General features: G+C 68.8%; 15 protein-coding genes and 1 riboswitch. Of the genes, 7 read left to right on the top strand and 8 right to left on the bottom strand.

Going from position 1 to position 14,205, the window contains the following annotated elements:
* Positions 1–62 precede the first annotated feature (62 nt).
* Positions 63–554: an inorganic diphosphatase gene (locus tag ACFU5V_RS00155; protein WP_378437750.1), complete on the top strand. Its 492-nt coding sequence runs from the start codon at positions 63–65 to the stop codon at positions 552–554.
* Positions 555–611: 57 nt separating this feature from the next.
* Here ACFU5V_RS00155 and ACFU5V_RS00150 read toward each other — a convergent pair whose 3' ends face one another.
* Both ACFU5V_RS00150 and ACFU5V_RS00145 read right to left on the bottom strand, forming a co-directional pair.
* Positions 612–2,309 (bottom strand): MDR family MFS transporter, encoded by a 1,698-nt coding sequence (locus ACFU5V_RS00150; RefSeq protein ID WP_378695903.1) that lies wholly within the window; start codon positions 2,307–2,309, stop codon positions 612–614.
* A 75-nt stretch (positions 2,310–2,384) separates the two neighbouring features.
* Positions 2,385–3,215: a crotonase/enoyl-CoA hydratase family protein gene (locus tag ACFU5V_RS00145; RefSeq protein ID WP_378433388.1), complete on the bottom strand. Its 831-nt coding sequence runs from the start codon at positions 3,213–3,215 to the stop codon at positions 2,385–2,387.
* Positions 3,216–3,297: 82 nt separating this feature from the next.
* On the opposite strand from ACFU5V_RS00145, the gene ACFU5V_RS00140 reads away from it, so the two are divergent.
* Together ACFU5V_RS00140 and ACFU5V_RS00135 are read left to right on the top strand one after the other, a co-directional pair.
* On the top strand, positions 3,298–4,617 hold the full coding sequence (locus ACFU5V_RS00140) for a monooxygenase (RefSeq protein WP_378695901.1): 1,320 nt from the start codon (positions 3,298–3,300) through the stop codon (positions 4,615–4,617).
* A 75-nt stretch (positions 4,618–4,692) separates the two neighbouring features.
* The gene (locus ACFU5V_RS00135; RefSeq protein ID WP_378695900.1) at positions 4,693–5,760 is read left to right on the top strand and encodes an alpha/beta fold hydrolase; all 1,068 of its coding nucleotides are present in this window, start codon (positions 4,693–4,695) and stop codon (positions 5,758–5,760) included.
* Between the two features lie 67 nt (positions 5,761–5,827).
* Here ACFU5V_RS00135 and ACFU5V_RS00130 read toward each other — a convergent pair whose 3' ends face one another.
* Positions 5,828–6,406 carry a TetR/AcrR family transcriptional regulator gene (locus ACFU5V_RS00130; RefSeq protein ID WP_378696722.1) on the bottom strand — a complete coding sequence of 193 codons (579 nt, stop codon included), beginning with the start codon at positions 6,404–6,406 and terminating at the stop codon, positions 5,828–5,830.
* A 124-nt stretch (positions 6,407–6,530) separates the two neighbouring features.
* Here ACFU5V_RS00130 and ACFU5V_RS00125 point away from each other — a divergent pair, with 124 nt between their 5' ends.
* From ACFU5V_RS00125 to dszD, 3 genes are all read left to right on the top strand, one after another.
* On the top strand, positions 6,531–7,622 hold the full coding sequence (locus tag ACFU5V_RS00125) for a hypothetical protein (RefSeq protein WP_378695899.1): 1,092 nt from the start codon (positions 6,531–6,533) through the stop codon (positions 7,620–7,622).
* A gap of 34 nt (positions 7,623–7,656) precedes the next feature.
* Entirely contained in the window at positions 7,657–8,130 is a 474-nt protein-coding gene (locus ACFU5V_RS00120; protein WP_378433384.1) for a YbaK/EbsC family protein, read from the top strand.
* 119 nt (positions 8,131–8,249) lie between these two features.
* Positions 8,250–8,834, top strand: a complete 585-nt coding sequence (gene dszD, locus ACFU5V_RS00115; protein ID WP_072947395.1) for an NADH:FMN oxidoreductase DszD — start codon at positions 8,250–8,252, stop codon at positions 8,832–8,834.
* Positions 8,835–8,839: 5 nt separating this feature from the next.
* On the opposite strand, the gene ACFU5V_RS00110 is transcribed toward dszD, so the two are convergent.
* The 5 genes from ACFU5V_RS00110 to ACFU5V_RS00090 all read right to left on the bottom strand — a co-directional run bounded on the left by ACFU5V_RS00110 (position 8,840) and on the right by ACFU5V_RS00090 (position 12,526).
* Positions 8,840–9,466: a hypothetical protein gene (locus ACFU5V_RS00110; RefSeq protein ID WP_378695897.1), complete on the bottom strand. Its 627-nt coding sequence runs from the start codon at positions 9,464–9,466 to the stop codon at positions 8,840–8,842.
* A gap of 55 nt (positions 9,467–9,521) precedes the next feature.
* Positions 9,522–9,590 carry a putative leader peptide gene (locus ACFU5V_RS00105; RefSeq protein WP_369325290.1) on the bottom strand — a complete coding sequence of 23 codons (69 nt, stop codon included), beginning with the start codon at positions 9,588–9,590 and terminating at the stop codon, positions 9,522–9,524.
* A gap of 28 nt (positions 9,591–9,618) precedes the next feature.
* Entirely contained in the window at positions 9,619–10,914 is a 1,296-nt protein-coding gene (locus tag ACFU5V_RS00100) for an aminotransferase class V-fold PLP-dependent enzyme (RefSeq protein WP_378695895.1), read from the bottom strand.
* 51 nt (positions 10,915–10,965) lie between these two features.
* A riboswitch (SAM riboswitch) is annotated at positions 10,966–11,080 on the bottom strand.
* Positions 11,081–11,159: 79 nt separating this feature from the next.
* Positions 11,160–12,407 carry an MlaD family protein gene (locus ACFU5V_RS00095; RefSeq protein ID WP_378695893.1) on the bottom strand — a complete coding sequence of 416 codons (1,248 nt, stop codon included), beginning with the start codon at positions 12,405–12,407 and terminating at the stop codon, positions 11,160–11,162.
* Positions 12,404–12,526 (bottom strand): hypothetical protein, encoded by a 123-nt coding sequence (locus tag ACFU5V_RS00090; RefSeq protein ID WP_378695891.1) that lies wholly within the window; start codon positions 12,524–12,526, stop codon positions 12,404–12,406. Before ACFU5V_RS00090 ends, ACFU5V_RS00095 begins: the two co-directional genes overlap by 4 nt.
* A 173-nt stretch (positions 12,527–12,699) precedes the next feature.
* Between ACFU5V_RS00090 and ACFU5V_RS00085 the strand changes: the two genes are divergently transcribed.
* The gene (locus ACFU5V_RS00085) at positions 12,700–14,181 is read left to right on the top strand and encodes a purine-cytosine permease family protein (protein ID WP_378695889.1); all 1,482 of its coding nucleotides are present in this window, start codon (positions 12,700–12,702) and stop codon (positions 14,179–14,181) included.
* The last annotated feature ends 24 nt before the right edge of the window (positions 14,182–14,205 follow it).

Here is a 14,205-nt window from a genome sequence, read left to right as displayed (position 1 = left end):
CCTTATCCTCGACCCGATATCCTCTCCCCGAATCATCATCGACACGACAGCGAGGAATCGGCGTGGAGTTCGACGTCACCATCGAGATCCCCAAGGGTCAGCGAAACAAGTACGAGGTCGACCACGTGACCGGTCGCGTGAAGCTGGACCGCTACCTGTACACCGCGTTCGGCTACCCGGCCGACTACGGCTACATCGAGAACACCCTCGGCGAGGACGGCGACCCGCTGGACGCGCTGGTCCTGCTCCCCGAGTCCGTGTTCCCGGGAGTCATCGTCGAGGCACGTCCCGTCGGCATGTTCAAGATGGTCGACGAGGCCGGCGGCGACGACAAGGTGCTGTGCGTGCCCGCCGGCGACCCGCGCTGGGACCACATCCAGGACATCGGCGACGTCCCGCAGTTCGAGCTGGACGCCATCAAGCACTTCTTCGTCCACTACAAGGACCTCGAGCCGGGCAAGCACGTCGAGGCGGCCGACTGGGTCGGGCTCGCCGAGGCGAAGGCCGAGGTCGAGGCCTCGCTCGAGCGTCTGAAGGCCAACGGCGGGCACTGAGCCTGACGCTCGTTCACGCGGCGCCCACCCATGCTCGGGGTGGGCGCCGCCGTCGTCTCACTCCCCCGCGTCGCCCCGCGCCGCGGCCTGTAGCCCGGACTCGCTGCGCAGGGGCACTTCCTTCCACAGCACGGTGAGGACGAAGGCGACGACGGCGAGTATCGACACGGTGAGGAAGACGGATCCGATGGCGTCGGCGAATCCTTCCCGGAAGGGCAGGGCGAGCACGTCGTCGAGTCTTCCGATCACCGAACTGTCCGTGAGGACACCGCTGACGCCTGCGTGGTCGGGGCTGAGCATTCCCTGACCCATGGCGGCCTCGGCGGGGTCGTTGCTCTGCGCGGCGGCCACCACTGCCCGCCGGAAGTCGGAGGTGCCTGCGGCGGCCGTCACGCGCTCGCCGATGGCCGGGGTGAGGCGGGAGAAGAGGATCGACAGGAAGATCGCGACGCCTGCGGTGCCGCCGATCTGCCGGAAGAAGGTGGCCGCTCCGGTCGACACTCCCATGTCCTGCGGGGGCAGGGCGTTCTGGATGGCGAGGGTGAGCGGCTGCATCAGGTTTCCGAGACCGAGTCCCAGGATCAGCATGAAGGCCATCACGACGGGCATCGGAGTGTCGGCTGCGAGCGTGTGCAGCAGGAACGCGGCGACCGCGATGAGGGCGGTCCCCAGGATCGGGAAGTACCGGTATCGCCCGGTCCGCGAGATCATCTGGCCGCTGACCACCGACCCGGCCATGAGGCCGAGGACCATCGGCAGGATCTGGAACCCGGCGAGGGTGGGGCTCGAGCCCTTCACCACCTGCAGGTACTGGGGCAGGAGGGTGATGCCGCCGAACATCACGGCGCCCACGACGAGGCTGATGACGACGCCGAGCGCGAACGTGCTGTTGCGGAAGAAGCGCATCGGGATGAGCGCGTCGTCCTTCATCGCCAGTTCCACCAGCACGAACGCGAGCACGCCGACGACGCCGATCACATAGCACGCCAACGACTTCGAGTTGCCCCATCCCCAGGTGTGCCCCTGTTCGGCGACGATGAGCAACGGCACGACACCCACGGCGAGGGCGATCGCGCCCCACCAGTCGATCCGCCTGCTTCCGCCCGGTCGCCGCGGAAGCTGCAGCACCCGGGAGACGACGGTGAGCGCGACCAGCCCCACCGGCACGTTGACCAGGAAAACCCAACGCCAGCCGTCGATTCCGAGGATCACGTCCTGCCCGGCGAACAGTCCGCCGAGCACCGGCCCGAGCACGCTGGACGTGCCGAACACGGCCAGGAAGTAGCCCTGGTACTTGGCGCGCTCACGCGGGGAGACGATGTCGCCGATGATGGTGAGCGCCAACGAGAACAGGCCGCCGGCGCCGAGTCCCTGCACCGCACGGAAGGCCGCGAGCATGTACATCGACGTCGAGAACGTACACAGGACCGAGCCGATCACGAACACCGTGATGGCGAACATGAAGAACGGCTTGCGGCCGTAGATGTCGGACAGCTTGCCGTAGAGCGGCGTCGCGAGGGTCGCGGTGACGAGGTAGGCGGTGGTGGCCCACGCCTGCAGCGAGTAGCCGTCGAGGTCGTCGGCGATGGTGCGGATCGCCGTCGCCACGATCGTCTGATCGAGCGCGGCGAGGAACATGCCGAGCATCAACCCGCTGAGTACAGCCAGGATCTGCCGGTGGGTGTAGGCCACCGGCGTTTCGACCGAATTCGACACTGTTTCCTCGCTGCGCTGTCGTTTACTTGTAGTCGGCAAGTATGCGAGCGCAGCGAGGATTCGGGCAACTGTTGGACTGGGCTTTACCTGCGGATAAGCTCTGCCGCCGCCGGATTACTCGCCCGTGAACTCGGGGGCGCGTTTCTCGAAGACGGCGGTGATCGCCTCGGTCAGGTCCTGAGACGGCAGGAATGCGGCGTTCCACGCGGCGACGTAGCGCAGGCTGTCGTCGACGGCGGCCGCCCGGGAGTGGTCGAGGACGTCCTTGATGCCGTGCACGACGAGCGGCGGGTTCGCCGCGATCTCGGCTGCGGTGGCGTGCGCGGCCGCGAGGACGGCGTCGGTGTCCGCACACACGTCGTTGACGAGACCGATCTTCTGCGCGCGGTCCGCGTCGATGTCCTTGCCGGTGAGAGCGAGTTCCCGCAGGTGTCCGTCGCCGATGATGGCGGGCAGCCGGGCGAAGCTGCCCATGTCGGCGACGATCGCGACCTTGACCTCGCGGATGCTGAACTTCGCGTCGGCGGCGGCGTAGCGGATGTCGCAGGCGGAGATCAGGTCGACGCCGCCGCCGATGCACCAGCCCTGAATGGCCGCGACCACGGGCTTGCGGCAGTCGGCGACCGCGTTGATGCCGGACTGCATCCGCTTGATCATGTCGTGGAACGCGGTGCGCGGGCCTGCCTGCGCCTTGTCGGCGAGAACGGAGCCGAAGCTGCCGCTCATGGCGGGCAGGTCGAGACCGAAGGAGAAATTCTTGCCCGAGCCGGCGATCACCACGGCCCGCACGTCGGGATCGGAGTCGAGTTCACCGAAGATCTCGGGGAGCTCGCTCCAGAAATCCGGCCCCATCGCGTTGCCCTTGCCGGGTCCGGTGAGCGTCACCTGCGCGACGTGATCCTTGCGCTCGACGGTGAACGCATTCCAGGTCTTCTGTTCGGTCATTACTCGAGAGTAACCTCCGCTCGCCGGTGTCAGGAGAAATACCCTGGAGGCCTCTGCACCGTCCTGCGAACGGACAGCCGCGATGACGCATCGGACGCCCCCGGGTGGCGACGCCGTGGTCGTCGGCGCCGGAATGGGTGGCCTGCTGGCCGCGGCGGCGCTCGGCGGCGCGTTCCGGAACGTCCTCGTCCTCGACCGCGACGTTCTGCCCGACGCGGCCACGGCGCGCCGGTGCGTGCCGCAGGCCCGGCACGTGCACGCCCTCCTCGCCGGTGGGCAGGCCGCGATGGAGGACCTCCTGCCGGGTCTCGTGCCCGAACTCCTCGCCCTCGGCGCCACCGCTGGCGACGCGCTCGGCGACATTCGGTGGATCGTCGACGGGCACCGGATGGCCCGCGCGACCAGTGGGGTTCCCGGCATTCTCGCCAGCAGGCCGCTCGTCGAGCGGCAGGTGCGGCGACGGGTCCGGGCCTTGCCGAACGTGCGGATTCTGGACCGTTCCGACGTCACGGGTCTCACCCTCGACGGCGGGAGGGTGACCGGCGTGACCGTGCAGCACCGGGGCGGCGTTCCGCCGGAGGTCGTCGGGGCCGATCTCGTCGTGGATTCGTCGGGCCGCAGTTCGCAGAGCGTCGCCCGGCTCGGCGCGCTGGGATTTTCGCCGCCGTCCGAGTCGCAGGTGGCAGTCGACGTCAGTTACGCGACGAGGCACTTCCGACTCGACCCGCCGCACCTGGACGGCGATTCCGGCATCGGGATGGCGCCGGGACCGTCGAGTCCGCGCAGTGGATTCATGGGCGTGCAGGAGAACGGCACGTGGATCGTCACGCTCGCCGGGTACGGCGACGACGTGCCGCCGCTGGATCCGGGCGGGTTCCTCGACTTCGTGAAGTCGTTCCCGGCTCCGGACATGTACGACGCACTGCGCACGGCCGAACCGGTGGACGACGGCGTGCGCTACCGGATCCCGACGACCGTCCGGCGGCACTATTCCGCGGACGATCTTCCGCCGAACTATCTGCCGTTCGCGGACGCCATCTGCTCGTTCAATCCCATCTACGGCCAGGGGATGAGCGTCGCCGCGGTGGAGGCGCAGATCCTGCGGGACTGCCTGCGGTCGGGTCGGACGCATCTCGCTCGCCGGTTCCTGCGCGGGGCGAACCGGTGCATCGATGCCGCGTGGAATCTCACCGTCGACAACGACCTCCGGATCCCGGCCGTGCCGGGACGACGGTCGGCGCGGGTGCGGTTCGCCAATGCCTATGCGTCCCGACTCGACCGGGCCGCGTCCGTGGACCCGGCCGTCGGGGCCGCTTTCCTCCGGGTGACGCATCTCCTCGACCGTCCGGGGACGCTGCTCCGACCGGCGACGGTGCTGCGGGTTCTGCTCGCCTCCCGCTGACGGACCACCGCAGGATTACCTGTATGTTGACGTCACAGATACCTGAAGGCTCTGCGCCGCCACGAGAGGAAATCCGTGCTCGACATCGCCTGGAACCCGACGCTGAACACGCTGACCCGCAACGCCTGGCGACTGTCCTTCGGCGGCGGCATCGCGCCGGTCCAGCGCACCCCGTCGACCCGCATCCACGAGGCACCCCATCAGGACCTGTACCGGTTCGACGGTTCCGACACCGACGACGACCGGCCCATTCTCCTCGTGCCGCCGCTCGCCGCGCCCGCGCACTGCTTCGACCTCCGGCCGGGCCAGAGCCTGGCCGCGCACCTGGTCGGGTCGGGCAAGGCCACGTATCTCGTCGACTACGGAACGATGGGCTACGCCGACCGCGGCCTGGGGTTCGAGGACTGGGTGGACAACTTCATCCCCGCCGCCGTCGACCGCGTGTCCACGCTCCACGGCGGCGCACCCGTCGACTTGATCGGCTGGAGCCTCGGCGGCACGATGTCGCTGCTCACGGCTGCCGGCCGCGGCGATCTGCCGATCGGTTCGGTGACGGCGATCGGCACGCCGATCGACTACGAGTCGGTGACCATGATCGCGCCGTTGCGGGCGGTCGGCCGGTTCACCGGCGACCGTCCCCTCACCACCGCCACGGGGGCGATGGGCGGACTGCCCGCGCCACTGGTCCAGGCCAGCTACCGCTTCACCGCACTCCAGCGCGAACTCACCAAGCCATGGTTCATCGCGCGGAACCTGCACGACACCGAGACCCTGGCCCGCATGGAGTCCATCGACCGGTTCATGGCCGACATGCCCGGGTACCCCGCACGCTTCTTCCGCCAGGTCTGCACTCAGCTGATCCTCGGGAACGCGCTCGCCGAGGGGAGCTTCGAGACCCGGAACGGCGCGATCACGCTCGCCGATCTGACGGTGCCGGTCCTCGCGATCGGCGGCACCGAGGACGTCATCGCCCCGATCCCGTCGGTCCGGGCGGCGACGGACGTGCTCACCGGTTCACCGTCGGTGCGGTTCGAGTCCGCGCCGGGCAGCCACCTGGGACTCGTCGCGGGCCCGAAAGCCAAGAACTCCACGTGGGCGCACGTCGACGGCTTCCTCGACGGGGTCGTCGCGCAGACAGCCTGACATCGGCCCAGCCCAGACTGTTCAGACGAGCCCGGCCCGGGCGGTTACACCAGCCCGGCCCGGGCGGTTACACCAGCCCGGCCCGGGCGACGGCACCTGCGAACAACGCAGTGACCGCGGCGCCCATCGTCTGCTGGTCCACTCCCTCCGGGTCGACGGAGTGTTCGAGCACGAGGCCGGAGATGAGGGCCATGAGTGAGATGGCCGTGGTGCGGACGTCGAACGTGTCGTCGACTCCCCACTCCCGCGCGCGCTCGCCGACCAATTCGACGAGTCGTCCCCGCAGTTGCCGCCGTTCCCGCAGGTAGGCCTGCGCGATCTGCGGGTCACGGGCGGCAAGCACGCCGAATTCGAGTACCAGCAGCGACCACCCCGGCTCGCGCACCATCCACGACGCGACGGCCTCGCCACCCTTCCCCGCGGCGTCCGTGGGGTTCATGCCCGCGATCTCGGCGAGCACCCGTCCCGCGAGTTCGAGGGAGCGCGCCGCGAAAAGTTCCGCGAACAGGTCCTGTTTCGACTCGAAGTTCGAGTAGACCGCGCCCTTGGTGAATCCGGCCCGGCGCGCGACTTCGGCGAGCCGGGCCGCACTGAAGCCGCGTTCCGCGAATTCCTCCGCCGCCGCGTCGAGGAGGCGCTGACGCACGACGTCGCGACCGGGACGCGTCGTCGGCGTCCATTCGGTGTGACGACTGTCCGGTTGACGTTCTTCAGTCACGATACCTAGGGTATTCAATACCTACGGTATCGACAAGGATCGAGGACGCCCGATGACCATCACCGACAGCGAACCCGCCACCCCGGCTCCCGTGCACCACGACAGCCCGGTGTCGAAGCACGGCGCGCCCACGGTGATGACCGCGCTGGTCTTCGGTGTTCTCCTCCTCCAACTCGGCTTCATCCTCAGTTACGTGGCCGCATTCCATCAGCCCACGCCCCGCGACATCCAGATCGGTGTCGTTGCCGCGGCGGGACTGCCCGCCGGGACGGACCAGCAGGTCGCCGACCGACTCGACGCGATCGACGGCAAGCCGCTCCGCGCACGGGTCGTCTCGGACACCGCGGAAGCCCGCCGCCTCCTCCACGACCGCGAGATCCAGGGCGCGTTCGTCGTGAATCCCGCCGGCCCCGACACCCTGATCACGGCCAGCGCGGGCGGTAGTTCCATCTCCAGCGCACTCGAATCGGTCTTCGCCCGGGTGGAGGACAGTCAGGGTCGCCAGTTCACGGTTCGCGACGAGATCCCCGTCGGCGCGCACGACAACCGCGGCCTGTCCGGCTTCTATCTGGCGGTCGGGTGGGTGGTCGGCGGCTACCTGCTCGCCGCGGCGATCGGCCTGTTCATCGGCGCCCCGCGAACTCTGCGCCAGGCGTCCGCGCACACGGCCGTCCTGTTCGGCTACGCGCTGCTGTCCGGCGCTCTCGGCGCCCTGATCACGACGCACGTGCTCGGGACGTTCGCGGGCCACTGGTTCCCGCTGTGGCTGCTCGGGACCGGGGTCGTCTTCGGCACGGCCGTGTTCACACTCGGCCTGCGCGCCTCGGTCGGCATCCTCGCGGTGCCGCTCGCGATCGCCGTCTTCGTCATCCTGGGCAATCCCAGCGCCGGCGGGGCGTTCGGTTCGAACGTCATCCCCACGTTCTACGCGGCCATCGGACGGTGGATCACCCCCGGCGCGGGAACCGAGGGAATCCGCAGCATCGTGTACTTCGACGACGTGGGGCTGGGACAGCCCGCACTCGCCCTCGCGCTCTACTCCGCGGTCGGGCTGGGACTGCTGTTCGGGTTCACCGTCCGGCGCCTCCGGAAGCTGGAATCGACTACGCCCCGTTCCGATGTCGTGTCGGAAGACGCATCTTGATGTCGTTCCAGGGGAATGGACCTACTCTTGGTTCATGCCGACGCCCCTGCACCCCCACGCCGCGCATGTCGCCGAGACTCTGATCGCGCGAGGGCACCATGGGGTGATCGTGACCCAGCCCGACTCCACCCACTCGGCGGCCGAGGCGGCCGAGTCGCTGGGGGTCGATGTCGGCGCCATCACCAAGTCGCTGGTGTTCCTCCTCGACGACGACCCGATCCTCCTCCTCGTGTCGGGCGCGCACGAGGTGGATCTGGCGAACACGGGCAAACGACTGCAGGGAAATCTGACCAGGGCGCCCCTCGACATGGTGCGGATCGCGACGGGGCAGCCGATCGGCGGCATCGCCCCGCTCGGCCATCCCACGAACCTTCCGACCTACGTCGACAACGCCCTGTCGGAGTACGCGGAACTGTGGGCGGCCGCCGGTCACCCGGACACCGTCTTCCGCACGTCGTTCTCGGAGTTGGTCCGGATCACCGCGGGCCTGGCGATCGACGTCGACTGAGTCCCGGGCGGTTCCCGCCCCCTATAGTTGACGTCAGATCTCGTGAACGAGAATGACGCGCGCGAGAACGACCGCGCGAGAACGACACAGTGCCCACACGGGCCGACCCGGAGAATGATTTGTCCGACAGAGCCGAGAACGCCGATACCGTCGATGGTTCGGACCTCCCCCGCGACCCCGAACTCGCCCCCGGAATCTGTGCCGAGGATTACCGCGCGGCCCTGCGTCGTCACCCGGCGGGCGTCACCATCGTGACCCTCGACTCGGGTTCGGGCCCGGTCGGCTTCACCGCATCCTCGTTTTCGTCCGTCTCGCTGGCTCCGCCGCTGGTGTCGTTCAACATCGCGAACACGTCGTCGAGCATCGACGCGCTCCACTCGGCGGGCTCGCTGGTGATCCACCTGCTCGGGGAGCACCAGCAGCACCTGGCTCAGCGGTTCTCACGGAGCGCGGACCAGCGGTTCTCCGACGAGTCACTGTGGGCGCGGCTCGACACCGGCGAACCGGTGCTCCACGGAACGCCCAGCTGGATGCGGGTCGTCGTGGACCAGTTGATCCCGGTCGGCGACCACACGCTCGTCATCGGCCTCGTCACCCGCGTCCACGCCGAGGCCGACGACGATTCCGCGTCGGCTCCGCTGCTGTACCACGAGGGCCGGTACTACCGGCCCACTCCGCTGGGTTCAGCGAACAACGGCAACTGACCTGGTCAGGACGCCAGCACCCGTTCGACGCGGGGGAGGTCGAAGCGGCGCAGCGCCTCGTCCACGGCTTCCGCGGACGTGACGAGACCCCGCTCCTCCAGCCACGGGAGGGTGCCGTCGACGAGCTGCTCGAGCACCCTGGGCAGCGACAGCGGGAGCAGGGTGACGCCGTCGGCGACGCCGGCCGCCTGGATGTCGGCGATGAGCCCGGCGAGGCCGGCCGGAGTTCCGATGTACTGCAACGACACCGGTGCGCGCGGTGTGTCCAGTGCACTGTCGAGGAGGGCCAGCTCCTTGCGCGCGGCTCGGGCTTCTCCGGCGATGAGCACCTCGAGGTCCACCAGGACGGTGACGCTGTCGGGGTCGCGACCGTCGGCGACGATCTCGGCACGGATTCGCGCGCGCTCCTGCTGCGCCTCACGCAGGTCGGCGGCCCGGATCCGGACGACGTTCGGCGGGAACGACGTGAGATCGAGCTGATCCGTCGAGTCGGCGGTCAGGTCCACCCAGTAGTCGGCGCCGTTGATCGGCCGCGTGCCTGCGGCGCCCTCGGCGGCCGGGTGGTGTCCTGATCCGGTCAGCTCGACGGCGACGCGAAGGGGACGGGAAACGAAGGCATTGTCTCGAGACATAGGGGTTCCTCGGGAATGACGTGTGCGTGTGAGTGAAACGGAGCGGGAAGACCGGTCAGCTCGAACACATACCCGAGGCGGTTCGGCACAGATCGACATGCCGACGGCACCAGTGAGCAATCATTGTGCTCCCAGCCTGCGATGCCATGCCGTCATACTAGCGCGTCTCGCGAAAAGCGGGTCTCGGGCACCGGATTCCACTGGCCGCTCTCCTTGGCGTAGGCCCAGTTCCGGCGTCCCGCCACCAGGGTGCGCACGGCGTCGACCAGCCGATCCACGTCCTCCGAGCAGCTTCCGAGACCCAGGCTGACCCGCACGGCGCCGTCGGGCCTGCCGAGGCGGCCGAGCAGCGGGTGTGCGCAGAAGCGTCCGTCGCGAACCCCGATTCCGTGTTCGGCGGACAGGTAGGCGGCGATCTCCCCCGGCTCGAAACCGTCGATCGTGAACGTCACGATCCCCACGGTGTCGGGGGCGTCCGACCACAGCCGCAGGAACTCCAGGCCGTCGACGGAGCCGAGGCCGTCGAGCAGCCGGCCGGTGAGCGCCGCCTCGTGTTCGGCCACCGTGCCGAAGTCCAGTTCGGACAGCGCATCGCACGCGGCGGCGAGGGCCGCGGCGCCGAGCACGTTGGGGGTTCCCGCCTCGTGCCGGGCGGGGGAAGGCGCCCACTGAGTGGATTCGACGGTCACGTTCCGGACCGCGCCGCCGCCCGCGAGGTAGGGCTCGGCGGCGTCGAGCCAGTCCCGGCGGCCCACGAGCACGCCGGCGCCGAACGGGGCGTACAGCTTGTGCCCGGAGAAGGCGAGGTAGTCGACACCCCACTCCTCGACGTCGATGCGGCGGTGCGGTGCCAGCTGAGCGGCGTCGACGAGAATCCGTGCGCCGCAACGATGCGCCACCTCGGCGAGGGCGGCGATCGGCAGCACCTCGCCGGTGACGTTGGAGGCACCCGTCACCGCGAGCAGGGCGGTGGGCTTGGAGCACAGTTCGGCGACGAGCAGCCGGACGGTCTCGGCCAGCGTGTCCGCGGCCCGCACGACGCGAGAATCCTTCCACGGCAGCAGGTTCGCGTGGTGTTCGATGTCGAGGACGACGGTGCTGCCGGGAACGCAACCGGCGAGCAGGTTCAGCGAGTCGGTGGTGTTGCGGGTGAACACCACCACCTGGTCGTCACACGCTCCGACGAACCGGGCCACCGAGTCGCGGGCCTTCTCGTAGCACTCGGTCGACACCCGCGAGGCGTAACCGGCGCCGCGGTGCACGCTGGAGTACGTCGGAAGCAGTGCGCCTATACGGTCCGTCACCTGTGCCAACGCCGGCGCACTGGCCGCGTAGTCGAAGTTCACATACGTGCAGTCGCCGCCCTGAACGAGCGGAACCCGCAGGTCGGAACCCGAAACCTGAGCCAGGGGGGCAACACACACGTCAGCGGTCAATACAGCAGTCATCACGACATCCCTCGTAGTCAGGGACTCGTCGCAGGGTCGGCGCCCTCTCGGAGTCCGCGCTTGCCGGGTTCGGTATGAACCTCAGCCTGGTCGTCACCCGGAGCACCCCGCCGCGGTGGAGGGTTGCCGACCAGCTAGCCGGGGCTTGACGCTGGTACTCGTGACCTGTTTCGAAGATTGCAGGATCGGCGCGCAGTTGTCAACTCGACACCGGAAGGGTCCGGGATCCGGGCTCGGCGCTCGCGTCAGCCGGGGGTGACTCCGAGCAGCGGGGCGAGCTGATTCGCAATCGGGTTGAGGTCCAGCTTGTTCGGGTCCTTCTTGGGTGTGGAGTCCCACGGCTGAACGGTGGCGGGGTCGCCGAACACGATCCGATTCGCGCTGCGGACGCCGGTGAGACTGCCCTGCGGGGCCGCACAGGTGGCGGCGGTGTTCTGCGGGAAGTCCTGCTGCGTGTCGTCGAAGTTCGGATCCTGGCTCTTCATCTCCCGGAGGATCGCCTGGGTGCCCTCGTACCCGACGGTGCACGACGGCGGGTTGTTCGTCTCGGCCACCAGGCCCAGGTGCACGGTTCCGTCGTCGGGAGCGATGGTCGACGACGCCGCCGCCACGCCCGGCAGGTACACGAAGAGGGTGCGCAGGGCCGTCGCCTGCACGGAGATCACCTTCGCCGTGGCCGACAGGTTGGCGAGGCCGGCCGTGATTCCGGGTCCCGCCTCCGAGACCAGTTGCCCCAGTTGTCCGCTCGCCGGGTTTCCGTTGTCGATCAGCTGCCGGACGTCGGGGTCGCTGCTGCGCAGGCGATCCGCGAGCGAGTCCAGGTCGGAACTGAAATCCTTGATCGCCGAGGACTGTTCGGACTGCGTGCCCAGCACGGTCCGGCCGTCGCGCAGCAGTGCCACGGTGCGGTCGAGCGATTCGGCGCCCGACGCCGACAGCCCGGACAGCGAGTCCGCCAGCGACTGAAGGTCTTCGCCCTTTCCGTCGAAGGCCGCGCCGAGTTCGGTCACGACGGTGTGGAGCGCGTCGATCGGCACGGATTCGGTCAATCCCTGCGTGCCGGCAAGCAATTCCTCGACAGGCACCGGCGTGGACGTGTCCCGGGCGGCGATGCGGGAACCGTCCGTCAGGAACGGTCCCCGATCAGCAGAGGGCTGCAGGTCGACGTACTGCTCACCGATCGCCGACCGGTTCGCCACAACGGCTTTCGCGGACGCAGGAATGCCGGGCGCGCTCTTGTCGATCCTCAATTCGACGACGACGCCGTCCGCGGCGAGAGACATGTTCCCGACACGGCCGACCGGCACGCCGCGGTAGGTGACTTCGGCGTTGGTGAAGATGCCGCCCGACGTCTCCAGTTCGAGATTCACGGTGTATTCGCCGAAGCCGAGGAGGTTGTCGAGGCGCACGTAGTGGGCGCCCACGTAGACGAGCCCCGCGACGGCGACGAGTACGAAGCCGATCAGCTGCCACCGGACCATCGGCGACCTCACGGTGCGCCCTCGATGTCGCGTCGGTCGAGCGCCGTCCCTGCGGCGGCGACCGGGTGCCGGTTCACGGTTCGGCTGGTGGTGGCGGCAGGCACAGGCACTCCGATGACTGATGAATACATGAGACGAGCGGTCACACATATATCTAGCCCGATTGCCGGAGCAGCGCAAACTCCGCGCAGCCCACGGTGGCGCACGTCACCATCCGGTATTGACTGAATTTTCAGTTTGGAATATGTTCGGTAGCCAACAGGACGTGATACCTGTCACCTCCGCCCCGAATGTGAGGTCCGCAGTGTCCACGAATCTCGACCCGACGACGCCCCTCGACGACACCGCCCCCTCCCCACCGGAGGACCGGTTCGGCCACGTCGAGACGATCGGCGTGGAGTACATCCCCGAATCGGAACGCGATTCGCGACCGCTCAACATGCTCGCGGTGTTCTTCGGCGGCAATCTGGCGTTCTCCGTGATCGTGTTCGGCTGGCTCCCCATCACATTCGGGCTCAGCTTCGGCAGCGCGGTGGCGGCCAGCGCGATCGGCATCGGGCTCGGAACGCTCCTCATCGCTCCCCTGTCGCTCCTGGGCCCGCGCACCGGCACGAACAACACCGTGTCGAGTGGTGCGCACTTCGGAGTGAGCGGGCGGATGATCGGCTCGGGACTCACCCTCCTCTTCGCCCTCGCCTACGCGGCGATCGCGGTCTGGACCTCGGGTGACGCACTGATCGCCGCCGCCCACCGCCTGTTCGGCACACCGGTCGACAACGGCATGCTCGCCCTCGGCTACGGCATCATCGCCGCCGAGATCGTGGCCGTCGCACTGTTCGGGCACGGCACGGTGGTCGCGCTCCAGAAGTTCGTGCTGCCCGTCGTCGCCGCACTGCTCCTGCTGGGGGTCTTCGCGTTCGGTGGCCACTTCGACGGCGGCGCGGGCAGCGGCGACTACCTGCTCGGCGGCTTCTGGCCGACCTGGATTCTGGCCGTGGTCCTCGCCGTCGGCGGTCCGCTGTCCTACGCCCCGACGCTCGGCGACTACAGCAGGCGGATCTCCCGGGAACGGTTCAGCGACCGTTCGATCGTCGCGGCCACCATGGCCGGCATCTTCTTCGGACTGTTCCTGACCGCGGCGTTCGGATCGTTCACGGCGTCGACGTTCACCACGCTGAGCGACTCCTACGTCGCCGACCTGGTGGCGGAGGCTCCCGGCTGGTACGTGCTGCCGATCGTCCTCGTCGCCCTCGCGGGCGGACTCGGCCAGGGCGTCCTCAACGTCTACGCCAGCGGACTCGACCTGGAGGCGCTGATCCCCCGGTTGCGCCGCGTCCACACGACGCTGATCACGTCGGCGCTCGCGGTGGCCCTGCTCTACATCGGTGTCTTCGTCGTCGACGCCGTCGATTCGATCACGGCGATGACGTTGGTGCTCAACGGTTTCGCCGCGCCGTGGGTGGCGATCAACGTCGCCGGGTTCCTGGTTGCGCGGCGCGGGCAGTACGACGCGGTCGATCTCCAGGTCTTCAACCTGGGCCGGAAGGGCGGGCGGTACTGGTTCACCGGCGGCTGGAACCTGCGCGCCGTCATCCCCTGGGCCGCCGGATCGCTGTTCGGCCTGCTCGCGGTCGACACGTCGCTGTACTCCGGGCCGCTTGCCGACATCGCGCACGGTGTCGATGTCAGTCTGATCGGATCGTCGGTCATCGCCGTGGCCGGCTACCTCGTCGCGCTGCGACTGTGGCCCGAACATGTGGCCCCGGTCGAGGCGCAGTCGCCCTAGGGCGACACGAACCGAAGGAGATCC

Source organism: Rhodococcus sp. NPDC057529, assembly GCF_042802055.1.
Classification (GTDB): Bacteria; Actinomycetota; Actinomycetes; order Mycobacteriales; family Mycobacteriaceae; genus Rhodococcus_F.
The sequence above is the reverse complement of the archived record's forward strand: the minus strand, read 5'-3'. Positions and strand labels throughout refer to the sequence as shown.